The 22,782-nt window shown below is 70.5% G+C and carries 23 protein-coding genes; 8 read left to right on the forward strand and 15 right to left on the reverse strand.

Features of this window, described 5'->3' with window-relative positions; genetic code table 11:
* Positions 1–36 precede the first annotated feature (36 nt).
* Together AB0411_RS21120 and AB0411_RS21125 are read right to left on the reverse strand one after the other, a co-directional pair.
* A complete protein-coding gene (locus tag AB0411_RS21120; protein ID WP_366418796.1) occupies positions 37–396 on the reverse strand; it encodes a DoxX family protein in 360 nt (119 codons plus the stop codon).
* A gap of 181 nt (positions 397–577) precedes the next feature.
* Positions 578–1,072 carry a cupin domain-containing protein gene (locus AB0411_RS21125; protein WP_366418797.1) on the reverse strand — a complete coding sequence of 165 codons (495 nt, stop codon included), beginning with the start codon at positions 1,070–1,072 and terminating at the stop codon, positions 578–580.
* 80 nt (positions 1,073–1,152) lie between these two features.
* Between AB0411_RS21125 and AB0411_RS21130 the strand changes: the two genes are divergently transcribed.
* Complete coding sequence (locus AB0411_RS21130; RefSeq protein WP_366418798.1) at positions 1,153–2,004, forward strand: LysR family transcriptional regulator; 852 nt, start codon at positions 1,153–1,155, stop codon at positions 2,002–2,004.
* Between the two features lie 282 nt (positions 2,005–2,286).
* Complete coding sequence (locus AB0411_RS21135; protein ID WP_366418799.1) at positions 2,287–3,045, forward strand: maleate cis-trans isomerase family protein; 759 nt, start codon at positions 2,287–2,289, stop codon at positions 3,043–3,045.
* A 126-nt stretch (positions 3,046–3,171) separates the two neighbouring features.
* On the opposite strand, the gene AB0411_RS21140 is transcribed toward AB0411_RS21135, so the two are convergent.
* The 10 genes from AB0411_RS21140 to AB0411_RS21185 form a co-directional block, all read right to left on the reverse strand.
* Complete coding sequence (locus AB0411_RS21140) at positions 3,172–3,747, reverse strand: hypothetical protein (protein ID WP_366418800.1); 576 nt, start codon at positions 3,745–3,747, stop codon at positions 3,172–3,174.
* A gap of 297 nt (positions 3,748–4,044) precedes the next feature.
* The gene (locus AB0411_RS21145; RefSeq protein ID WP_366418801.1) at positions 4,045–4,404 is read right to left on the reverse strand and encodes a 5-carboxymethyl-2-hydroxymuconate Delta-isomerase; all 360 of its coding nucleotides are present in this window, start codon (positions 4,402–4,404) and stop codon (positions 4,045–4,047) included.
* Positions 4,405–4,936: 532 nt separating this feature from the next.
* Positions 4,937–6,022, reverse strand: coding sequence for a prephenate dehydrogenase (locus AB0411_RS21150; RefSeq protein ID WP_366418802.1), 1,086 nt, complete (start codon positions 6,020–6,022; stop codon positions 4,937–4,939).
* A 91-nt stretch (positions 6,023–6,113) separates the two neighbouring features.
* Positions 6,114–7,067: a DMT family transporter gene (locus AB0411_RS21155; RefSeq protein ID WP_366418803.1), complete on the reverse strand. Its 954-nt coding sequence runs from the start codon at positions 7,065–7,067 to the stop codon at positions 6,114–6,116.
* A complete protein-coding gene (locus AB0411_RS21160) occupies positions 7,064–8,386 on the reverse strand; it encodes a PLP-dependent aminotransferase family protein (protein WP_366418804.1) in 1,323 nt (440 codons plus the stop codon). Before AB0411_RS21160 ends, AB0411_RS21155 begins: the two co-directional genes overlap by 4 nt.
* On the reverse strand, positions 8,383–9,300 hold the full coding sequence (locus tag AB0411_RS21165) for a phytanoyl-CoA dioxygenase family protein (protein ID WP_366418805.1): 918 nt from the start codon (positions 9,298–9,300) through the stop codon (positions 8,383–8,385). The genes AB0411_RS21160 and AB0411_RS21165 overlap by 4 nt, the downstream gene beginning before the upstream one ends.
* Positions 9,297–10,469, reverse strand: a complete 1,173-nt coding sequence (locus tag AB0411_RS21170; RefSeq protein ID WP_366418806.1) for an alpha-hydroxy acid oxidase — start codon at positions 10,467–10,469, stop codon at positions 9,297–9,299. Before AB0411_RS21170 ends, AB0411_RS21165 begins: the two co-directional genes overlap by 4 nt.
* A complete protein-coding gene (hppD, locus tag AB0411_RS21175) occupies positions 10,466–11,575 on the reverse strand; it encodes a 4-hydroxyphenylpyruvate dioxygenase (protein WP_366418807.1) in 1,110 nt (369 codons plus the stop codon). The genes AB0411_RS21170 and hppD overlap by 4 nt, the downstream gene beginning before the upstream one ends.
* A gap of 192 nt (positions 11,576–11,767) precedes the next feature.
* Positions 11,768–12,433 carry a dihydroxyacetone kinase subunit DhaL gene (dhaL, locus tag AB0411_RS21180; protein WP_366418808.1) on the reverse strand — a complete coding sequence of 222 codons (666 nt, stop codon included), beginning with the start codon at positions 12,431–12,433 and terminating at the stop codon, positions 11,768–11,770.
* A 393-nt stretch (positions 12,434–12,826) separates the two neighbouring features.
* Positions 12,827–13,603 (reverse strand): IclR family transcriptional regulator, encoded by a 777-nt coding sequence (locus AB0411_RS21185; RefSeq protein WP_366418809.1) that lies wholly within the window; start codon positions 13,601–13,603, stop codon positions 12,827–12,829.
* Between AB0411_RS21185 and AB0411_RS21190 the strand changes: the two genes are divergently transcribed.
* A complete protein-coding gene (locus tag AB0411_RS21190) occupies positions 13,602–14,054 on the forward strand; it encodes a PTS-dependent dihydroxyacetone kinase phosphotransferase subunit DhaM (RefSeq protein WP_366418810.1) in 453 nt (150 codons plus the stop codon). The genes AB0411_RS21185 and AB0411_RS21190 overlap by 2 nt on opposite strands.
* Before the next feature lie 605 nt (positions 14,055–14,659).
* Positions 14,660–15,259 carry a choice-of-anchor C family protein gene (locus tag AB0411_RS21195; RefSeq protein ID WP_366418943.1) on the forward strand — a complete coding sequence of 200 codons (600 nt, stop codon included), beginning with the start codon at positions 14,660–14,662 and terminating at the stop codon, positions 15,257–15,259.
* 558 nt (positions 15,260–15,817) lie between these two features.
* Here AB0411_RS21195 and AB0411_RS21205 read toward each other — a convergent pair.
* Positions 15,818–17,266, reverse strand: a complete 1,449-nt coding sequence (locus AB0411_RS21205) for a sensor histidine kinase (RefSeq protein WP_366418811.1) — start codon at positions 17,264–17,266, stop codon at positions 15,818–15,820.
* Positions 17,263–18,012, reverse strand: a complete 750-nt coding sequence (locus AB0411_RS21210; protein ID WP_366418812.1) for a response regulator transcription factor — start codon at positions 18,010–18,012, stop codon at positions 17,263–17,265. The genes AB0411_RS21205 and AB0411_RS21210 overlap by 4 nt, the downstream gene beginning before the upstream one ends.
* Before the next feature lie 179 nt (positions 18,013–18,191).
* Between AB0411_RS21210 and AB0411_RS21215 the strand changes: the two genes are divergently transcribed.
* The 3 genes from AB0411_RS21215 to AB0411_RS21225 are packed head-to-tail and all read left to right on the forward strand — an operon-like array spanning position 18,192 to position 20,766.
* Positions 18,192–19,556: a ferredoxin reductase family protein gene (locus tag AB0411_RS21215; protein WP_366418813.1), complete on the forward strand. Its 1,365-nt coding sequence runs from the start codon at positions 18,192–18,194 to the stop codon at positions 19,554–19,556.
* A 12-nt stretch (positions 19,557–19,568) separates the two neighbouring features.
* Entirely contained in the window at positions 19,569–19,997 is a 429-nt protein-coding gene (locus AB0411_RS21220; protein WP_366418814.1) for an FMN-binding protein, read from the forward strand.
* Positions 19,990–20,766 carry an FAD:protein FMN transferase gene (locus AB0411_RS21225; protein WP_366418815.1) on the forward strand — a complete coding sequence of 259 codons (777 nt, stop codon included), beginning with the start codon at positions 19,990–19,992 and terminating at the stop codon, positions 20,764–20,766. The genes AB0411_RS21220 and AB0411_RS21225 overlap by 8 nt, the downstream gene beginning before the upstream one ends.
* Positions 20,767–20,895: 129 nt before the next feature.
* Here AB0411_RS21225 and AB0411_RS21230 read toward each other — a convergent pair whose 3' ends face one another.
* Entirely contained in the window at positions 20,896–22,341 is a 1,446-nt protein-coding gene (locus tag AB0411_RS21230; protein ID WP_366418816.1) for an oxygenase MpaB family protein, read from the reverse strand.
* Positions 22,342–22,620: 279 nt separating this feature from the next.
* Here AB0411_RS21230 and AB0411_RS21235 point away from each other — a divergent pair, with 279 nt between their 5' ends.
* Positions 22,621–22,767, forward strand: coding sequence for a hypothetical protein (locus AB0411_RS21235; protein ID WP_366418817.1), 147 nt, complete (start codon positions 22,621–22,623; stop codon positions 22,765–22,767).
* Positions 22,768–22,782: the final 15 nt, after the last annotated feature.

The raw sequence follows: 22,782 nt of genomic DNA on the forward strand, positions 1-22,782 counted from the left end.
TCGGATTCGCATCCTCGGGTCGAAGACCGTGCTCGATCACAGCCTGGTGGCCAGCCAGATGGTCACGGCCGCGGTGGCGGTGAGCCCGACGTTGAGTGCGATCCGGCGGTCTTCGCCGGTCAGGTGCATGGTGATCGCACCGGTCTGCAGGAGGACGAAGCCGATGGCCGCGGCCGGCGCCAGCGAGGGCGCGATGCCGGTCAGCGGTGGCAGGACCAGGCCGGTCGCGCCGAGTATTTCGACCGTCCCCAACGCCCTGAGGGCGGGTAGGGGTATGCGGTCGACCCAGGCCATCATCGGGCGGAGTTGATCGCGGCTGCGGATCACCTTCAGCGTTCCTGCGTAGCAGTAGAAGAGGGCGAGCGGTCCGGCGACGAGCCAGTAGGCGATGTTCATCGTTCCCGTTCATGGGCCGCCGGTTCACGGGGCCTGTCGATTGGTGGATTGGTCGATTGGTCGATTGCCAGGGAAGCCCCTGGAGAAGGCCCGGTCCGTCGTCCGAGGGGGCGGCGGAACGGCAGCGCCGCGTCCTCGCCGGTCGGAAGAAGGGTGACTGGGCCGTTGCGTCCCGTCGGCTTCAGGCGAGGTCGGTGGCGGGCTCGGTCGCGTAGCGCCTCATCGCATCGATGGTGGCCTGTCGCGTCAGCGGCCGGCCGTCGGCGAACACCTCCTGGAGGTCCCGGAAGTACTGCACGTACAGGTCGGGGGTGAAGGTGCTGAGCATGACAGCGGGCTGGTCGGACGGGTTGGCGAAGGCGTGCGGGGTGCCGGGCGGCACCACCACGAGCGTGCCCGCGGTGGCGTCGTGGTCCTCGTCCCCGACGGTGAACCGCACGGTGCCGGAGAGGATGTAGAAGCCCTCGTCGTGTTGGGCGTGGCGGTGCTGCGGCGGCCCCTGGGTGTGCGGGGCGAGGACGGACTCGGTGATCGCGAGGCGGTGCCCGGTCTGGCTGCCGTCCTCCAGAACGCGCATACGCATGGTGCCCAGAACGATCGTCTCGCCGTCGCCGGGACCGATCACCGAGACGGCGGGATCGGCCTGCGGCTCGCTGGTCTTCGCTTCTTCGGTCATGCCCCAAGTGCACCGCCAGGGGCCCACGGCTGTCCAAGACCCATCCCGCAGGGCCGATACCTCGTGGGTATCGTGGCAGCGTGGAGCTACGAACCCTGCGCTACTTCGTGGCCGTCGCCGAGGAACTCCACTTCGGCCGGGCCGCCACCCGACTGCACATGAGCCAGCCGCCGCTGAGCCGGGCGATCAAGCAGTTGGAGGCCGAAGTCGGGGCCCTCCTGTTCGCCCGCTCGCCGGCCGGCGTCACGCTCACTCCCGTGGGCACGGTGCTGCTCGACGAGGCGCGGGCTCTACTCGACCATGCCGACCGCGTCCGTGTACGCGTCGGCGCAGCAGCCGGCGCCGCGACCCTCACCGTCGGCATCCTGGGCGACGGCACCGACCCGGGAGTGTCCAGGCTGGCCGCCGCCCACCGCCGAAACCACCCCGGCATCGACATCCGCATCCGCGACACCGACCTGACCGACCCGACGTGCGGGCTGCGCGCCGGACTGGTCGACGTCGCCCTCACCCGGGCGCCGTTCGACGAGACGGCCCTGACGGTGCGTTGGCTGCGATCCGATCCGGTCGGCGTGGTCCTGCGCGCCGACGACCCGCTGGCCCGCCGCGGCCGGCTGCTGCTGGCCGAGCTGAGCGACCGCCGCTGGTTCCAGTTCCCGCAGGACACCGACCCCATCTGGCAGTCGTACTGGAACGGCGGCACGCCGCGCGAGGGCCCCGTCGTGCGCGCCGTCCAGGAATGCCTGCAGGCCGTGCTGTGGAACGGCACGGTCGGCCTGGCCCCGCTCGGACACGACCTGCCCGCGGAGTTGGCCGTGGTACCGCTGATCGACATGGCGCCGAGCCGAGTGGTGGCGGTGTGGAACGAAGGTGACACCAGCCCGTTGATCCGGTCCTTCGTCGAGATCGCGACAGCCGCGTACCGCCACTGAACGCCGGCAACGGGTGCTGCCGCGGATGGCTCTGCCTGCACATTTCGGCTCGTGGAAGGGGGCACGCACACAACCGGCTGCGGAAGTGAGCGGCCTACGGCACGTGGGAACGGATCTTCACCGCGCTCTGGCTCAGGTCGTGGTGCCGCTGGTGGCCGTGTTCGGAAAGCCGCCATGGCCTGTTTCGCTTTCGCACGGTTGGACAGGGTGGTGGGCCGGAGGGCTTCTCCGGCCCATCGCCCTACTGCGACGGGATCAGCGGCACAACGTGTGGGAGCGGCAATGGCTGATGTGACAGACCCGACCAATGCGCAGGGCGCGGGTGTCTCGCACCCCCGGTCCAGGGTGGGCGTGATCGCTTCGTTCGACTTCGACCGGGACCGGGAGATCTGGCGCTGGGCACCGGAGACGGCGTCACTGTTCATCGCGCGTACCGACCCCGTGGCCTTCTCCGACAACCTCGAACTGGTCTCGTCCCTCAACCGCCCTGGGTGCGTCGACCGGCCCACTCGTGAGGTCTGCGCGATCGGCTCCCAGGTCGTCACCTACCTTTGCACGGCATGCAGTTTTGTCGGGGGCGCCGTCGGCGAACGGACACTTCGCGAGGCCATGCGCGCCGCAGGTGCCCCACAGGCGCTGACCTCGGCCGGGTCGGTGGTGGCGGCGTTGCGCGCGTTAGAGGCTCGGCGCATCGCCGTGGTGCACCCCTACGAGCCGCCTGTGGGCAAGCGGCTGCACGAGTACCTGACCGGCGAGGGACTGGAGGTGCTGTCCCTCACCGACCTCGGTCTGGGCTCCGTCCATGAGATCTACGATGTGTCCTATGAGCAGGTGACTGCGGCGGTCCGGGCCGGCGTTCACCCGCGAGCCGAAGCCGTGTTCATCAGCTGCACGGCGTTGCCGACCTACGACCTCATCGCCCCGTTGGAGGAGGAGCTCGGCAAGCCTGTCGTCACGGTCAACCAGGCCACTGTCTGGGCGGCCCTGAGCGCGGTGGGCGAGCGCGCCGTCGGGCCTCGTCAACGATTGCTGACCCTGTGACCCGGACGGAGGGCCTCCCGGCTGCGACGCATGCCGGCGGCCCAGCGCCGCCGGCTCGGACCAGACCACGGTTCGGGGAGTCAGGAGTCAGGTGCACAGCCACGCGCCCGCTGCGGTGACTATGCGTCACGGCTGTTTTGCCAGGGCCCGGGTGAGCCAGGGGTACACCGGAATCAGGTTCGGTACCACCTTCCAGCCGTTGACGATCCACACCAGCTGCCAGTACCGGTCCACCCGGGGATCGTGTGCTTCTTCGAACTGCCGGGCCATCCAGTCCCGGAATTCCGTGTCGGGGGTGCGCCCGAATGCCTCGGCGAAGCGGTGTACGAGGTCGTCGATGAGGGGTGCGGCCCTGTCGCTGAGCGGGTCGACGTCCGACTCCATGGCCTCGGCTACCTTCTGACGGGTGAACTCCATCAGTTCCTCTCCGGCATCGTTCTCGATGTCGAGCCTGCGCCCGGCGGCCTGACACCTGGCCGCCCGGCGCATCCGGGCCCGGAAGTCCTCGTCGCCGACCAGCTCAGCGAGTTCCACCCACGCGGTGACCTGCTCGCCGGACGGGTCATCAGGGAGGTCTGGAGTGGCAGCGCGCACCATGGCCACCGCCGCGGGGTCGGCATCCACGGTGCCGAACGTGCCCTCCACGAAATCGTCGATCAACCGTCGGCGTTCCTCGCCGGACAACTGCGTGAGCCGGTGCATGAGCTTTCGTCACGTCCATGTCCCCCACTGTGCTGTCTCCAGTCACTGGAGACTCAAGGGGATTCCCCACCTGGGCCCCGACCGAGACCAGTCCGGGCCATGCCCGAGTGCCTCAGCGGGTCGGCCTGCCCCGTCACCGTCACCGTCGCCGGCCCCGGCCCCGGTCCCGGCCCCGACTGCGGAAGCCGAAACCGGAACGCGGTCAGACGCCCCTGTGTACGCGAGTGGTCGTCGCCGCCGTCGAGCGTCCCGTGGCCGTAAGGCCAGATCGCCGGATCCGGGTCCGTCACGGGCGGATCATTGGACATGCTTGCGGTAGGCGCCGCTGAGGTCGGACACGTCCACGGAGGCGTGGACGACCGTGTCAGGCACTGCCGCCGTGTGACTGCGCACCAGGTCGAGTACCGCTTGGCTCAGCGCGGCCTTGGTCTCCGTCGTGCGGCCCGGCAGGATCGCGAAATCGATGTGGATCAGGGCCTGTCCGGGCTCTCCGTCGGCGATGACGGCTTCGTCGACGCGCCGGAAGCGTGTCTTGCAGCTTTCGACGGTGATGCCGTCGACCGTCTTGGCGGCCAGGGTGTGAAGCTCGCGTGCGAAGCAGCGGCGGTCGAAGAAGCCGTCCAAGGGCGCGTCGTAGTCAACGGTGATGTGCGGCATGTGATTCTCCCAGGTCGAAGGTGGGGCTTTCCAGTGCTCCCTTGCTCACGAGATTGCTGGCCGTACGAGTGTTTGCCGGCCTTACGAGACAGCGTGAGCAAAACTCTGGACCGCGCGCAAAAGGCGAAGTTCTCTTCGAGCAGTCCAACCGTGACACGCACACCGTCCTTCCCGAAGAAGCGGACGGTGATGCCACTTTCGGCGCAGTGTTCGCCGAAGCGCGCGGAACGCTCCCGCAGTGGCAGTCACAGGGAGTCGGCTTGCCGGCTCGTCGGCGAACCACGTCGGCTAGCGGTGGCTTTCGGCCGGAGGCGCCGAACGGCTTCGCGTAGCCGGTCAGTGAGTCGCCGGCCACGACGAGGCCGGGGCGCGCCGCCGTTGCCGCCGGGGACCGGAGCCGCAGCGGATCGACGTCGGCCAGGTCGAGGGCGATGCGGGGACCGAGGGGCGGCCTGCATGGACACGTCGGCATGCGTGGACAAGAAGAACCAATCCACGTGAGGAATGGTGGATGGATGCGCACGGCGGGTTCCTAACGGACCGCCCAGCCCCGGTCGCGCAGGGCGTCGGTGAGGGGGCGCGCCACGTCCGGTGCGACCAGCAGTTCGACCGCACTGCGCGGCGGCGCCGTCGGCTCCGGAAGCAGCAGGTCCTCCAGGTCCACCCGTGCCTCGCTCACATCGTCGAGCAGCCGCTCCAGGCGCCGGTCCTGGGCGCCGAGGGAGACCGAGAGCACGGCGCGGGAGCCCGCACCTCCGCCGCCGTGGGTGGTCGCGATGCGGGCCCGGCCCTCGCTGCCGCGCCGCAGCATGTCGGTCAAGTCCGCCAGTGCGCCGTCCTGCTGCTCCGGGCCTCCTTCGGTCAGCCGGTCCAGCGCGTCGGCCGTTCTCAGCAGGTCCGCGGTGAGCTGCGTGAGCAGCGCGCTGACGGCGGGGGCGTTTGCGGCGAGGATGTCCGTCCACAGCCCGGAATCGCCGGCGGCGATTCTGGTGACGTCCCGCACACCGCGGCCGGCCAGCCGCACCGCGTGGTCCTCCCCCTCCAGCAGCCGGGCCGCGGTGAGGCTCGCCACCAGGTGCGGCAGATGGGAGACCAGGGCCACCGCCCGGTCGTGGTCCGACGGATCGAGCAGCACCGGGACTGCGCCGCACAGCGATACCAGCTCCAGGGCGCGGTTGAGGGCGGCTTCGCTGGTTTCCGGGGTCGGGGTGAGCACCCAGTGGCGGTCCTGGAAGAGGTCGGCGCGGGCCGAGAGCGGCCCGGAGCGTTCCCGCCCGGCCAGCGGATGCCCGCCCACCAGGGCGGCGGTGTCGCAGCCGAGGGCCAGGCACTCGGCGTGCGGCAGCGCCTTGACGCTCGCCACATCCGTGTACACCCTGGCCAGCTCGGCCTTCTGGTGGTCCGCGATGGTCCTGGCGACGTCCGAGGGCGGCACGCAGACGACCGCGATGTCCACTGGTGCCGACGGTGGTCCGGGCGTCCCCGCGCCGCGCGCTGCGGCGAGCCGCACGCTGTGGGGGTCGTGGTCGATGAGGTGGGTGGTGACTCCCCGGCCGGTCAGTGCCAGGGCGATCGATGTGCCGATGAGACCGGTTCCGACGACTGCGGCGGTATGCAAGGTGTCGCTCCTCGACCGTGACGGGATGGGGCGCGCAACCGTCCCGGCCCATCCGGGAAGTGGACAGGCCCGGACGGACCTTGGGACGGGACTAGCGGTCGGCGGCGCTCCGGGCCGCCGGCTCGGCCGGTGCCGCCGGCGGCGCGGGGAAGCGGTTCCCGGTCAGCCGCCGTAGCAGCGCGGGGTTGGTCAGCATCACGGCGTTGCCGACCAGGATCAGGAAGACGCCCGCCAGGTCCCGCGCCGTCCAGTGGAACTCCTCGAACACCGTGGACAGCAGGAGCGCCACGATCGGGAAGAGCACCATCGCGTACGCGGCGCGCTCACCGCCGATCCGGCCGAGCAGGGTGAGATAGGCACCGAAGCCGATCACCGAGCCGAAGACGGCGAGATAGACGAGCGAGCCGGCGTACTGCGGCGACGGGTCGAACAGGGCCCCGTTCCCGAAGAACACAGCGAACGGGGTCATCAGCAGCGCCCCGTACGCCATGGCGTACCCGGTGCCCTGGATCACCGGGATGCCCGCTGCCTGGGTCTTGCCGGAGACCACGTTGCCCAGGCAGAACACCAGGGTGCCGAGGGCCGAGAGCACGATGCCCTGCCCCGATCCGGAGGAGAGGCCGAAGTTCTGGAACTCCGGCCAGAACACCGTGCCGATCCCCAGCAGCCCGATTGCTCCGCCTATGAGCATCTTCGCGGTGATCGCGCGCTTGAAGAAGAGGCGGGCGAACGCCATGTTCACCACCAGCGACATCGCGAAGATGATCGAGACGAGGCCGGTCGTGAGGTGCTGCTCGGCGAAGTAGAAGCACACGAAGTTGGTGGAGAACATCAGCGCGCCCATGAGGGCGAACTGCCCGTGCACGCGCCGCGGATAGCGCAGCGGCAGGCCGCGCAGGCGCGCCCATGCCAGCAGGATGACGGCCGCCAGCGCGAACCGGTAGGCGATCGATGCCGTGGGGTGTACGTCCCCGAGCTGGCCCTTGATGGCCAGCCAGGTGGAGCCCCAGATCAGCACCGTCACCACGTAGAGGAAGGCGTTCATGCGCAGCTCCGTTCCAGCAGATCGACCAACCGGCGTGCTCCTTCGGCTACTTGAGCAGGCGTCAGATAGCTGAGGGAGAGCCTCATCTGGTACCGTCCGCCGCTGTCCGGATCCGGATAGAAGTAACTCATGGGCGTCCAGATCACCCCGTGCTCGCGAGCGGACTCCTCGAGCAGCGCGTTGTCCGCGGGGACGGGCAGGGTCAGGGTGAGGAAGAAGCCGCCCTCGGGCGAGTTCCAGTGGATCCCAGCCGCCTCGCGTCGCTCCGGAGGCAGCAGCCGGTCGAGCGAGTCGAGCAGGACCTTCAGGTTCTCCTGGTAGAAGTCGGCGGCCGGCTTGTTGGCCTCCCGCAGACGGAAGTCATGGGTGAGGAGCATGCCCCCGATAACCGCCTGGCTGAGCGCCGGGGTGTTGACCGTCACCATGCCCTTGATCTTCGAGAGTTCGTCCGCCAGGAGCGTACGACTGCCGTCCGACGCCTGGACGTGCTGGTCGGCGACCACATAGCCGACCCGGGCTCCGGGGAAGCAGGTCTTGGCGAAGGAACCGAGGTAGATCACTCGCCGCCGGCTGTCCAGCGCCTTGAGCGTGGGCAGGCCGGTACCGGTGCGCGTGAAGAATCCGTACGGATTGTCCTCCAGGAGGAGCAGGTCCTCCTCCTCGGCCAGGTCGAGCAGACGGTGGCGCGTGGGGAGGGCCAGGCAGGTGCCGGTGGGGTTGGAGAAATCCGGAACCAGGTAGAGCGCGCGCGGCCGCTTTCCGGCCGCCCGCAGGTCGGCGACGGTCCGCCGCAGCACCTCCGGGTCGATCCCGTTCTCGCCCTCGGGCACGTGCACGGTCTCGATGTCCAGCAGCCGGGCCGCTCCGGTGATCCCGACATAGCACGGCGAAGAGACCAGCAGGACGTCCGAGGAGTCACGGAACAGCGCGCGAAGGGCGAGGAACATGCCCTCCTGGCAGCCCACGGTGACGACGAGGGATGCGGGGTCCGCCTCGATGCCCTCGTCGTTGCGCAGGGCGCGGGCCACCAGCTCATGGATCTGGCCGTTGGTCCGCCCGTACTGGAAGAGCAGTGTCCGAACCTCGTCGGGGGTCCGGCCCAGGTCCTCGGAGAGATGCCGGGTGTACGCGTCGAGGTAGTCGCCGATCCGCTCGACCTCGAACAGCCCTTCGTAGGGGCGGCCCGGGCCGAAGGAGATCGCTTGCGGGTAGCGGGAGGTGACCTCGTTGAGGAAGTTCATCACTTCCATGAGCGGGTCGCCGAGCGAGCCGTGCAGCTCGTCGGCGGCCAGCACGGTGGTGGGAGAACCGTGACTCACCGGGGGTCCTCCCACAGGACGGGGCAGAAGTCCGCGTCGTTGTAGTCGGGGTTGCCGTTCTCGTCCTTGCCGACGAGCACATCGTTGTTGTAGACGACGAGGTCGCCGGAGGACAGCTCGAAGGGCCGCCACTGGTTGCTCCGGTCCTGCAGGTGCAGCGAAATGGCCCGGCGGGGACGGTCGCTGAGGTTGTAACCGCTGCCGTGGTAGGTACGGCAGTGGTGGAAGCTGATGTGTCCCTTGGGGATGTTCACCGGAACCTTGCGCACCTCCGCGTTGTTGAACGCGGCGTTCTCGGAGAGCATGTCCTCGAGCTCCGACCGGTCGCGGTCGGCGAAGTGGCGGCTGGTGGAATCGTCACCGCCGGTCTCCTTCCAGCGGTGGCTGCCATCGACCATCGTGATCGTCCCCATCTCCTCGTCACAGTCGTGGAAGGGGATGAAGGCGGTGAGCATCTCGTCGGAGGAGCAGGTCTGCCAGTAGTGGCGGTCGAAGTGCCACGGCACGATGTTGCGGGCATCGTCCGCACGCTGCGGCTTGTGGATGAGCGTGCTGTTCCACAGCCGTATCTGGCTGGTCTGCGCGATACGTGCCGCGACCGCCGCGATCAGCGGCTTGGCCAGGATGCTGCGGATGGTCTCGTCCTCGTAGAAGATGTAGTCGTTGTGCCGGTGCACATCGCCCTTCGACGGCTCCCAGTACGCCACGCGCGGCGGCCGGGCCGGCAGGGTGCGGTCCCGGTGGCCGGCGTAGAAGCGGTCGGCCGCGGAGTTCAGCAGGTCGGCCTCCTCGTCGGTCAGCAGCTTCTTCGACAGATACCAGCCGTGCTCCTGGTAGAACTGCACCTCTTCCTCGGACGGCAGCAGGTCCCGCTCGGCGTCGGTCAGCGCGAAGCGTGCGTCGTTCGTTGTCATGCCATTTCCTTGTCGTTCGAAGTGGGGTGGAACGGAAGGTCCGCGGAGGGGTGGAGCAGGTCCCGGGTGATGGTGTCGAGGCGGGGTCGCCCGGTCAATGCCATCGCCTCCTCCAGCTCCGCCCGGAGGGTGGCCAGGACCCTTTCGACACCGTCGGCGCCGTCGACGGCGAGGCCCCAGAGGACGGGACGGCCGACCAGCACCGCGCGGGCCCCGAGCGCCAGCGCCTTGAGCACGTCCGTACCGCGGCGGATGCCACCGTCGACGAGGACCTCGCACTCGGGCGGCACGGCGGCGACTACTTCGGGCAGCGCGTCCAACGCCGGTATCACGCCGTCGAGTTGACGGCCCCCGTGGGTGGAGACGATCAGCCCCGCCACCCCGAGATCGGCCGCCCGCCGGGCGTCCTGCGCGGTGAGTACGCCCTTGAGCACCAGCGGCAGACCGGTCAGCGACCGCAACCAGGCCAGGTCCTCCCAGGTGAACGCGGCGTCATGGTGCAGCGCCGCGTGTTCGGCCAGGGTGGAGTTGCCGGACCGGCCCTCGTGCAGTCCGGCCCGTTGACTGGGGTCCAGATTGGCCGGCCGGACGTACGGCGGCAGGCTGAACCCATTGCGCAGGTCGCGCTCGCGGCGCGCCATCCGCGGGGTGTCGACGGTGATCACCAGGGCCCGGTAGCCGGCGGCCTCGGCCCGCCGCACGAGGGACTCGGTGACCTCTCTGCGGCGCATCACATACAGCTGCAGCCACAGCGGGCCGGTCGCGGCCCGCGCGGTCTCCTCGAGCGTCTTGCTCGCGAAGGTGCTGGCGATGGTGAGCGCACCCACCGCCCCGGCCGCGCGGGCTGTGGCGACCTCGCCGTCCGCATGGACCAGCCGGTGGTAGGCCATTGGCGCGATACCGATGGGGATCGACACCGGCCGGCCGAGCAGCGTGGTGCCCAACTCGAGGTGGGACACGTCGACGAGAGCCCGCGGACGCAGCCGGTAGCGGTCGTAGGCCGCGCGGTCCTCGCGCAGCGTCACCTCGTCACCGCTGCCACCGGCGATGTAGTCCCATACGGACGGGTCGAGCCGGGCGCCCGCCGCCGCTGCGTAGTCCTCGGGGGACAGCGGCGAGTCCTTTGGGGCATGGTGCGGTTCGGCCCGCCCGGTCACCGGCGCGGTCACCCCTGGGTCCTCGCCGCGGCGCCGACCTTGACGCCGGCATCCGGGCCCTCGGCGCGCTCGCGCTCCACGGCCTCGTAGAGGGCCTTGATGTTGCCACTGCCGAAGGTCCGCGCCTCGAGCCGCTGGATCAGCTCGAAGAACACCGTACGGCGGGCGTAGGGAGAGCGGGTGAACACCTGGACCAGCTGGCCCCATTCGTCCCGGTCGGCCAGCAGGCCCAGTTCTTGCAGCACCTCGGTGTCGATGTCCACCTCGATGCCCCGGTCGGCCAGCGCGGAGTAGTAACCGGCCGGGGTCGACAACAACTCCACGCCGGATGCACGCAGTTCGCGGGCCGCCCGGACGATGTCGTTCGTACCGTAGGCCACGTGCTGGACACCGGGACCGTCGAAACCGTCGAGGAAGTCGTTGAGCTGACCGCGGTCGCCGACCGGGTCCGGCTCCACCATGGTGAAGGTGACGCCCCGGGTCTCGTCCTGCACGACCTTCGAGGCCATCGCCTGACCACCGACGACTATGTACTCGTCGTAGGTGTGCCGCAGCCCCAGCGCCCGCTGATAGAAGTCGACCATCGTCTCCAGCGAACCGGCGCGCAGGCACAGGGCCAGGTGGTCGACCGAGCGCAGCAGCTCGGGGCCCGGCGCGGCCACGGCGGCAACGGGCCGGTATCGCTTGGGCAGGAACGCGCCTGTCGGCTCGTCACGCTGTACGAAGCTGTGGACCAGGTCGTTGGTCGCGGCGATGGTGGCCCGGGTGACCCGGCCGGTGGGGTCCTCGAAGGTCTGCGGTTCCGAGACGACCTCAGCCCCTGCTGCCACCGCCCGTTCGAAGTCGCCGACCGCGTCGTCCGTCCGCAGGGCCACATCGCGGACCCCGTCGCCGTGCCTGCGGACGAACCGCGAGGCCGCGTGGTCGGCGTGCAGGGCGGAGGTCAGCACCAGGCGGACGCCGCCGTGCGCCAGCACCAGCGAGCGGGCTCCGGCCAGGCCGGTGAGCGGTCCCGCCTCGGCCACCACCCGGAATCCGTAGGTGCCGCAGTAGTAGTGGGATGCCTGGTTGACATCCCCGACGAAGAACTCAACATGGTCGACGGAATGGACAGTCACATTGATCCAATCTCGCGTTCAGAGAGGTGACGGATGCGCTACGGGAGCGCCCCGGAATCCGGCACGGGCGTGGCATGGCGGCGATCCGGGCAAACGGCCGCCGAGCTCCGGCCCGGGTGAAGAATCAAGAGGAGTCGAGTGGCCATCAGACGCCGCGTGGGCCGTCGGCCAGGGCGGCGGAAGTCCCGCGGGTTACAAACGGTTACAGGGGCCGGGCCTTGCCGCCTCGGCTTCCGTCGCCTCGGCGAGGGCACGGAAGACATAGGTGGTCGAGGTGGCGCCCGGGTCCTGGTGGCCGATGCTGCGCAGCCCCAGATACGACGCGCGGCCCTTCCTGGCCTGCATCGGCACGGTGGCCCGCATACCGGCTTCGGCCGCGTCGGCCGCGGCGTGGGCGGCCGTGCGGAAGTCGGCGCCGGACTGCGCCGCGTCACGGAAGGCTGCGACGGCGGGGGCGTACGCGTCGACCATGGTCTTGTCGCCGGGCACCGCCGCGCCCAGTTGCTGGAGCTTGTCGAGCGCCGCGGCGAGCCCCGCCGCGAACCGCGGGGTGTCGATCTCCGCGTCGGCATCGAGGGCCTCACCGAGAGCCCGGAAGGCACTGCCGAACAGGGGTCCGGAGGCGCCGCCGACCACGGCCACCAGGGTCTTTCCCGCCGCCACAAGGATCTCGTCGACCGAGGCGGCGGGCCGTGACGCGTCGTCGAGAACGGCGCGCACCGCGCCGAAACCACGGGCCATGTTGGCCCCGTGATCACCGTCCCCGATGGCCGAATCCAGTGTGGTGAGGTGGTCCTGGTTCCGGCTCATGGCCGAGGCGATGTTCTGCACCCAGTCACGGGTGAGCGAAACATCCACCGGTACTCCTTCGGTTGGGACTCCAACAAGGCCGTGCAACCAGGGGTGTTGGCGGGAGTGACGCACGACGGGGGTGCGCGTCGGGAACGTCCCCGACGCCGGGCACGAAGCCGAGTGCTCGGGTAACTTGACGGGTTTCCTCGCAGACTTCCGCATGACAGGCGCTCCTTCGCTCCCCCGTGTTCGCAGCCTTGAACGGTAGGTCGGGTCACTGACAATTTCCGAAAGCTGTTCGGCATTGCCGAATGACCACAGGAAGCAAAACCCACCGACCCCGGCCCCGTCAAGCACTTGAGGCACAGCGGCTCAGCAGACCGCAGATCTTGTCGAATCAACCAGCGACACAGCCGAGTTGGTGAGCGTTCACTCACATCGGGACACCCCCGAGGGGCGTCAGCTACAGGCGCGCAGACCCGCATTACGCGGTGCGCCAAGATCCCGCGACAGGCTGCGGGCGACTTCACGCACCGCGATGGCACACTCCTGACGTGCGCTGTCGGCGAGCAGTCGCTCGACCGGACCCACCAGACCGAGGCCGCCCACGACTTCGCCGGAGCGGTCGAAGACGGGGGCCGCGATGCCGGCGTCCCCCAAGGTCAACTCCTGGTCGTCCAGCGCGTACCCGGTCTCCCGCACCCGGTCCAACTGCGTCACGAGCCGTGCGGGGTCGTCGATGCTGGCACCGGTGACCCGGAGCAGCTCGCCCGCCAGTAGTTCCTCACGGCGTTCGGCGGGCAGGAAGGCCGCGATGGCCTTGCCCAGGGCGCAGGTGTTCCAGGGCAGACTGGCCCCCGTCTCCAGCACCTGCACCGAACCGCCGGGGCGGAACGCATGGTGGACGACGAGGATGTGGCGGTCCGTGAAGACCCCGACCCACACGGCGGCACCGGTCTGGGTGGCCAGCAGATCGGCCCAGGTCACCGCGCGGGTGCGCAGTTCGTGCGAGTCCAGGTAGGCGTTGCCGAGGACCACCAGCCCGGGGCCCAATTGGTACTTGCCGGTCTCGCGGTGCTGGACGACCATGCCCTCCGCCTCCAGGGTGCGCAGCAGGGCGTGCACGGTGGGCTTGGCGACACCGATGCGGTCGGCCAGTTCCGTCACGCCCAGTCGCGGGGTCGCCGTGGCGAGCTCCCGGAGAACGTGCATCGCCCTGTGCACCGCCTGGACCATGGAAGCAACTCCCTGTTCGGTATTGATGAACGGCGTTCCGACTCGTAGAGTTTTCGTTCATGACACCGTTGGTGGGCATCGTACTTGTGTCGCACCGTGTGGAGACCGCCCTCGGCGTGAAGTCGCTGGTCGAGCAGCGGAGTGCGGACAGCTCGTCGTCGCCACGGCCGGCGGCACTGACGACGGCCGTTCGGGAACGAGTTGCTCCGGCATCCTCGACGCGCTGCGCACCGCCGATGCCGGCGCCGGCGCGCCGGCCCTGCCGGATCTGGGCGGCTCGGTCCTCACCGCACGGCTCGTCCTGGAGGACCGCCCCGGTACCCATGCCTTCTTAGCCGATGCCCGGTTCGTCGAAGGGGTCGTCGCGGCCGCCATGACCGCCGCGAGCGACGCGGAGCCGGCCACCGTCGCCGAAGAGGCCGAAGGGGCCGGTCATATCAGCAAGTTCTGATGCAACGTAAGGGCGACCGGTGGCCTCTCGGCATGCCCCGGTCAGCGCATTCCGGTCAGACTCCGGCGAGGGGGGCTTCGGGCCGGGCCGCGCCTGCTAGTTCAGCATGGCGCAGGCCCTGTGGGGTGGGGCGCGACCGACCGGCCCGTGCCCACTGTCTGCGCCGGCGGCGGGCCCGGTGGCGGCGCCGGCAGTGCCGCCGTGTCGCGGTTCCACTGCCTATCGCGGTTCCACTGCCTACGCGCCCACACCACAGCCGAAGCACGTGTCGTCGTCGCCAGGGAAATCCTCGCCGCCGCGTAGCCGGCAAGGGCGGACAGCGTCGTGGCCGGCCACGACGCCCAGGGGTGGCGAGCGGAGGACGACGCGAACGAGCGGAACAGCCTCTGGTTCAGTCGGCGACCACTTGCATCTGGTGACGTGCCCACGGCCGGGCGCTGGCTGATTTGTGTCGGCGTGCTGATGCGCGAGCTCGGCGCGCGACGGCGCACTCACCAGGGCCGTTACCCCCGGGCGCCGTCTTCGCGATCTGTCCCTGGCGAGGCCCGCGCTACAGACTTCGTGTGCTCCACCAGTACGCCCACCCCTTTCATCTGGAGGAACTCATGGTGGCCTTACGCGTATGCGTCACAACCGTTGCCGCTGCCGGCCTGCTGGCCCTCATGCCCGGCACCGCGCTGGCGGCCCCGGTCGCGCTCGACGACGGCAGCTTCGAATACCCGACCGCGCCTGCGAACTCCTTCAGTGCGTTGACGGCGGGGCAGTCCATCGGCCCCTGGACGGTCGACAGCGGTTCGGTGGACCTGATCGGCAGCGGCTTTTGGCAGGCGGCCGACGGGGCGCAGTCCGTCGACCTCAACGGCCAGGGCCCGGGCAAGGTGTCGCAGACCTTCGCGACGACAGCGGGCAAGACGTACACGGTCACCTACGCGCTGGCCGGCAACCCGGCGGGCAATCAGGGCGTGAAGACGGGTCAGGTTCTCATCGACGGACAGGACTTCCAGAACTTCTCGTTCGACACCACTGGCAAGACCTTTGCCCGGATGGGTTACGTGGGACGTCAGGTGACGTTCGTGGCCACCGGTGCCTCCACGACCCTGTCGTTCGCCAGCACCACTGCCAGCGGCGCCTACGGTCCGGTGATCGACCACGTAAGGGTCGGGGCCTGCTGCTCCTGTTCTTCCTGCTCTTCGTGTTCCGACTGACCGGAGCCACGACAGCTCGTCCGCGGGCGAGCCGCCGCTCACGACCGGGCTGACAGGAGACCGAGCTCGATGACGCGACGCCGTACGCGAGGCTGAACTGCGGTGCGGCGTGCTGTTCCGTCGGCGCCCGAACAGCACCGAGCCCCGGCCTCCGAAGAGGGAGGCCGGGGCCCACACGCCATCGTCGGCTTCACACCGGGAACCCACACCCTCGCCTCGGGGCTGCCGGACGCGAGCCACTTTCCTGGCACGGCTGGACGCCCCGGGACGCCCGGGCTGGGGGCAGTGCCTGGTCGCCATGACCCGGCGCGATACCCCCGGTGTCGCCCACCCCATCGGTCGGCGCATCGGGGCGTTCACCGAGGATCCGGCCAGCACTCCCTACCAGTTCGTCGTCGGCAGCCGCCGCGCGCTCGCCGACCTGTCCGCCGTACGCACCCGGTGGCAGCACGCCACCTCACCCGCGCCGGAGAGCAGGCCCGCGCGCACCCGGGCCACGGCGGCGCCCCGGGCCGGTCCACCACGGACCACGGCTCCGCCCACGGATCGCCGTCGAGGCTACGGTTCCTCGACGCGGGGGAGCCACACCTGGAACGCGGTGCAGCCCGGGCGGCTGGTCAGGGCGACGCGCCCGCCGTGCGCAGTGGCCACCGCCTGGGTGATGGCCAAGCCCAGGCCCGTGCCGCCCGCGCCCCTCGAACGCCCGTTGTCGGTGCGGACGAACCGGTCGAAGACCTCGGACTGCAGCTTCTCCGGTACGCCGGGTCCGTCGTCCTGGACCAGGATTTCCACTTCGTGGTCCCCTTCGGTGAGGCCTACCGTCACCCGGGTGCCCGGCGGAGTGTGGGTGCGGGCGTTCGCGAGCAGGTTGGTGAGCACCTGCTGAAGTCCGCGCTGATCGCCCCGCAGCACCACGGGCTCCTCGGGAAGCCGCAGTTCCCAACGGTGTGCCGGCCCGGTGGCGTGGGCGTCGCTCACCGCGTCGAGGACGAGACGGGTCAGGTCCACCGGCTCGGTCGCCAGCGGGCGCCCCGCGTCCAGCCGGGCGAGCAGCAGCAGATCGTCCACGAGCTCACCCATGCGCACGGACTCGCTGCGGACCCGGCCGAGGGCGCGCCGCACCTCGTCCGGCACCGGCCCGCGGCTGCGCAGCGCCAGCTCCGCGTGCCCGCGGATCGAGGCCACCGGGGTTCGCAGCTCATGGCTGGCGTCGGCAGCGAACCGGCGCAACCGCTGCTCGCTGGCGAGCCTGCGGGCGAGCGACTCCTCGACGTGCTGAAGCATCCGGTTGAACGCGCCGCCGACCCGGCCCACCTCGGTTCGGGGGTCGGTGTCCGGGACGCGAGGCGGCATCGCCACCTCGCCTCCGGCCAGGGGCAGTTGGGCCACCCGCGAGGCGGTGGCCGCCACCCGCCGCAGCGGGCGCAGCGACAGCCGGACCCATACCGCGCCGGCGATCCCGGTGACCAGCAGCGCGGCACCAAAGACCACCGCCTCCACCAGCTCCAGCCGGCTCACGGTGTCCTCGACGGGTTGCAGCGGCAGTCCGGTGATCAGCACATCACCGGCCGGGCCGCGGACGCCCATCACCCGGTACTCGGCGAGCGTGGAGAGCCGGATACTGCGGCCCCGGGCATCCGCGGGCACCTGTGCCAGCACCCGGCGGTCGGCGGCGGTGAGCGGCACCGGGGTCTCGGTCCGCGCGCCGACCACGGCGGCCCGGGTCACCGATCCGCCCAGCACACAGGCGCCGAAGGTGCCGGCGGCCTGTCCCCGGGTGTCGGGACCGCCGTTGTTTCCGCCCGAGGCACCGGCCGGGTCCAGGCTCGCCGGGAAGTGGCCGCCGATGGCGGTCAGCTGCTGATCGAGCCGCCGTACCAGGAACCCCTCGAGGGCGGCGGTGGTGGCCACGCCGACCGCGAGGCAGCTCAGCGCCAGCAGGGCCACCAGCCCGACGGTGAGCCGTGCCCGGAGGCTGCGCAGGGCCGGGCGGGCGGGGAGTTTCATCGCGGGTCCGACTTGAGGACGTAGCCGACCCCGCGCACCGTGTGGATCAACGGGGAGCGCCCGGCGTCGATCTTCTTGCGCAGATAACTGATGTAGAGCTCGACCACATGCGCCTGGCCGCCGAAGTCGTAGCTCCACACCCGGTCGAGGATCTGGGCCTTGCTGAGCACCCGCCGAGGGTTGCGCAGGAGAAAGCGCAGCAGCTCGAACTCGGTCGGCGTCAGCTCCACCACCTGTCCGCCGCGAGACACCTCACGGGCGTCCTCGTCCATCACGAGGTCGCCGAAGGCCAGCAGCTTCGTGGTGTCCGTGGACCGGGTCATGCCGGCCCGGCGCAGCAGCCCGCGCAGCCGGGCCAGTACCTCTTCCAGGCTGAACGGCTTGGTGACGTAGTCGTCGCCGCCCGCGGTGATACCGGCGATGCGGTCCTCCACGGCATCGCGGGCCGTCAGGAACAGCACGCACACCCCCGGCGCCTGGGCGCGCAGCCCCCGCAGGACCTGGAGCCCGTCGATGTCGGGGAGCATCACATCCAGCACCACCGCGTCGGGCCGGAAGTCACGGCCGGCGCTGAGCGCGTCCTCACCGGTGCCTGCGACGCGGACCTCCCAGCCCTCGGAGCGCAGTACGTCGGAGAGGATTCCGGCCAGGTCGGGTTCGTCGTCGACGACGAGCACCCGCACCGGCGTGCCGTCGGGATGGCGCAGACCGGACGGGGCGGCGGAAGAGGCATCGGGCGTGTACATGGTCCCGGCAGTATCCCGCCCGAAGCTCTGCGTTTTCTCTGAGTCCGCTTCGCAGGGCTCGTGGCCCCCCTTTTCAGCGGAAACCCAGAAGTTGCGCTGCCACGGTGTGCCGACCGACGGAGCCCGCCGCCTGACGCAGGAACCGTCGGTGGCCTGATCCGTTCGCCGAGGGAGTTCTCATGACCACCGTCCCGCACACCCGCTCCGGCAGGTACGTTCCACGACACGCGCCACCGCCGGCCCGGCGCGTTCCCCCGGAAGCGGTTCTGGTGGTGGTCTACGGCGGTGCCGTCGCCGTGCTCGCCCTGTGGTGGCGCCACACACCGTCGGTCGTCGGCCTGGACGGCTGGCTGACCGGCGCGGGCCGGATCACCGGGCTGCTCGCGGGCTACGCCTGCGCGGTCCTGCTCGCCCTGATGGCGCGGGTGCCGGTGCTGGACCGGGTGGTGGGCACCGACCGGCTCGCGCGCTGGCACGCGACGGGCGGGCGGTACACCGTTTTCCTCGCCCTCGCCCACACCGCGCTGATCATCTGGGGCTCCTCGATCACCGCGCGAACGAACGTGTTCGACCAGACGACGACCCTGGTGTTCCAGTACCAGGACGTGCTGTGGGGCACGATCGGCCTGCTGCTGCTCGTCGGTGTGGGGGTGGTGTCCGCCCGCGCCGCCCGCCGCCGCATGAGCTATGAGACCTGGCACTATCTGCACTTCTGCACCTATCTCGCGGTGTTCCTGGCCTTCTTCCACCAGCTGTCGAACGGCGAGGACTTCGTGGCCGACCGGCCGGCCCGACTCGCCTGGTACACGCTGTACCTCGGGGTCGCGGCGCTGCTGCTGTGGAACCGCTTTCTCACCCCCGTGCGGCGGGCGCTACGGCACCGGCTACGGGTCGCCGAAGTGCACCCGGAGGCGCCCGGGGTCGTCTCGGTCCACCTCACGGGAGAGCGGCTGGAGGAACTGAGGGCGCAGCCCGGTCAGTTCTTCCGCTGGCGCTTTCTCGCACCCGGCCAGTGGTGGACCGCCAACCCGTTCTCGCTCTCCGCACCGGCCGACCCGCACCACCTGCGGATCACCGTGAAGGAGGCCGGCGGCCACAGCCGGGCGGTGGCCCGGCTCCGGCCCGGCACGCGGGTGTGGGCGGAAGGCCCCTACGGAGCCTTCACGGCCGCCCGCCGCAGCAGTTCGAAGGTGCTGCTGCTCGGGGGCGGTGTCGGCATCACCCCGCTGCGGCCGCTGTTCGAGACCCTGCCCGGCGAAGTGACCCTGGTGTACTTCGCCCGGCGCGTGGAGGACCTCGCGCTGCGCAGCGAGCTGGAGGACATAGCGGCCGTCCGGGGTGCGCGGGTGCACTACGCGATCGGCGAAGGGGCCGGGAACTCCCTGCCGCTGACGGCGGACGCGTTGTGCGACCTGATCCCGGACCTGGCCTCCCATGACGTCTACCTGTGCGGGCCGCCGGGGATGACCGAGGCCGCCAAGAGCGCCCTGCGCGGTGCCGGAGTACCGCGCCGCCGCATCCATCACGAGTCGTTCGCGTTCTGAGGAGACCGCACCGTGAACCGAGCAGTTGCCGCCACCACCGCCACCGTCGCAGGTCTGTTCCTGATGCTGGCCCTGAAGCCGCACCAGACTCCTGCGGCCGCAGCCGCCCCGCCGGCCGGATCCGCCCCCAGCGGGTCACCGAGCGGTACCCCGTCCGCCCCGGAGCACGACCGGACTTCGGGGACCTTCACCGGGGACACCATCAGCACCGCGCGCGGCCCGGTGCAGGTGCGGGTCACCCTGGTCAAGGGCAGGCTCACCACGATCGTCGTGCTCAAGGGCGAGCACGACGAGGGCGCCAGCGCCCATGCCGTCCCCCGGCTCACGCAGGAGGCGCTGGCCGCGCAGAGCGCGAAGATCGACGCCGTCTCCGGGGCGACGTTCACCAGTCAGGGCTATATCTCCTCGCTGCAGAGCGCCCTGGACCGTGCAAATGACTGAGCCCGGCGCGGTGCGCCACGCCGAGCACGCCATGGGCACCGTGTTCTCCTTCGACATCCGCGGCGCACCGACCCGCGCGGTCACCCGGGCGCTGGCCGACGCCGTGGCCTGGCTGCACCGAGTGGACGAGGTCTTCTCGACCTACCGCCCCGGCAGTCAGATCAGTCGCCTGGGCCGGGGCGAGCTGACGGAGCAGCAGTGCGACCCGGAGGTGGCAGAGGTCCTTGAGCTGTGCCGGGCCGCCGCACGCTCCAGCGACGGCTGGTTCTCCGCCACCCCCGGAGGCCGCCTCGATCCGTCGGCCGTGGTCAAGGGCTGGGCGGTCGAGCGCGCCTCACAGCTGCTCCACGACGCGGGCGCCCGCCATCACAGCATCAACGGCGGCGGCGACATCCAGACCAGGGGCGAGGCCGCGCCCGGCCGGCCCTGGCAGATAGGCGTCGCCCACCCGCTGTGTCCCGGAGACCTCACCACTGTGGTCACCGGCCGGGACCTGGCCGTCGCGACCTCCGGCACCGCCGAGCGCGGCCCGCACATCCTCAACCCGCGCACCGACCGGCCGGCGACGGATCTTGCGTCGATCACGCTGGTCGGCCGCCACCTCACCGAGGTGGACACGCTCGCCACGGCCGCCTTCGCCATGGGCGACGCCGCTCGTGAGTGGCTGCGGTCGCTGGACGGGATCGAGGCCTTCGCCGTCACCGCGGACGCACAGGCGTGGTGGACACCCGGCTTCGCCGCGTACGGGTGGTGTCCAGCAGGACAATGAACCCGTACGCCCCGGCCGGGCCGATCACCGCCTTGATCCAGTTGGCCGTCCCGTGCCCTCCGGGATCCGCGGGTGACCGCCGCCGCGCCCATCGGTGGTTGCCGCCGGCACTTCGCCCCGCACCGGTCGCTAGGGGCGTCCGAGGAGTTGGCTGCCGGCCGTGTTGTCGGTGCGGGCGGTGAAGTAGTCGGTGAAGGCCTGGACGAATTCGTCTTCGGTGATGCGGCCGTCTCCACCGCGGTCGAGCTGGCGGAAGCCGTGGTTGAGTTCGGCGGGGTGGACCCGGGAGCCGCCGAAGATCGTGCGGTACTCATCGGCGCACAGGTATCCGCTGCCGTCGGCGTCCGCAGCCTGGAAGATCGCCCGCACCGCGACATGCAACCCCTGCTCGAGATAGCCCGGCCGGGCGTCGACCCCGGTGAGCATGGCGGTGACGAACTCCTCGCAGGTCACCTGTCCGTCGGCGTCAGCGTCCATGCCGGTCCGCAGGTGCTGCCACCAGGTCTCGAAGGCGGCATAGACGCGGGCTTCGCACTCGGGGGTGAGTTCGAGCGGCCAGCACACGTTGTGCGCCATGGCCTGCAGATCGGCCGAGCTGATGCGGCCGTCACCGGTCTGGTCGAGGACCTGGTGGAAGAAGGTCCGCAGACGCGCCGGACGGGCATCGGCACCCTTGCGGCGGCGTGGTGCCGGAAGCCGGACCGGTTTTGCCTCCGGCGGGGCAGGTCGGTCGGCGGAGGCGGTGGGAGGCTGCGAAGTCGAGGACGTGCCGGCGAGTGGGGTGCGGTAGCGGCGGTGCTCGGGCAGCGCGTTCATCAGCACGCGCATGCCACGGTGCAGGATGAAGGACAGCAGGGCCGCGCGGCGGGTGCGGGCCAAGTGGAAGCGCTCGCGGAAGGCTTCCGGCAGGTCCGCGATGGTCAGCGCACGGATCACGTGCGCGGCGAGCGTGCGCACGAGCGGCCAGGCCGGCTTCAGGCGACCGAGGCGGCGGGGTGCGGGCGCTTCACGGAGAATGTCGAAGAGCAGGTAGCGCACGGGTTCGCTGTATTCGAGGCGCTCGCGGATCGTGCGGTCCATATACGCGGGCACGTCCGCGGCCGTGGCCGGGAACAGCTCGTCGGAGAGGCCGAACTCGGCACACACCGCACGGAATTCTCCGTACATCTGATCCCGTTCGTGCGGCGCCAACGGGCGTCCGGACAGTTCCCGCATCGCCGTCATGCACTCGTACAAGGTGACCAGCACCCACACCCGCACCGCCGGGTCCGATGCGGTATACGGCCTGCCCTGCTCATCGGTCCCCGTCAGACGGCGGTGCGTGCGCTCCAGACGGGCAACCTCACGGCGCAGCCCTTCACGGTCGGAGAAGAACAGCCGCTTCCCGCTGTCCATGGTGTGCTCGATACGCCGCCACGGGTGCGCACGGTAGGTGGAGAAGTTGGCCATGCCGGCGGCGACCGCCGGATCCGCGGTCTGCAGAACCAGCAGCCGCCACGCCACCAACCCGATCCGCCACTCCCCCAGCGTGCGGCGCAGCAGCGAATCAGGACCAGGAAGATCAGCGGTAGCCAAGGGGACGTCTCCTCGAGCACGTGTACAGGAAGGGGCAAGGGACGCCCGAAGAGCGATCATCCGGCTATCCGCCCAGCCCAACGGTCCCGGCCGGAATCCCGAAGCGGCCAGGCTCCCGGATTCACCCGTCCGAGGACGCCACAGGACCGCGGAAACGGGCGGTTCAGGCAAGGGGCGTCTACCGGGCCACCCCTACCCGAGCACGACATTCCGAACGGAGCGGAATCTCCGGGGCCAAGGGTGCGGTGCGGGGCCGAGCGGGGCGACTTGAGGCCCTGCATGCCTGCCTGCGCCGGCGCCCACGCCCGCCGCCACGACGTCCTGGCCGCCGAACGCAAGGAACGCGCCCTCATCCGCAGCGGGAAGGGCATCCACTGGGGTGGACGCCCTCTGAAGACGGCAGTTGATCCGACCCGGCACACCTAGGCGATCACAGCACCA

The sequence above is a fragment of the Streptomyces angustmyceticus genome (assembly GCF_040701845.1).
Lineage (GTDB): Bacteria > Actinomycetota > Actinomycetes > Streptomycetales > Streptomycetaceae > Streptomyces > Streptomyces angustmyceticus_A.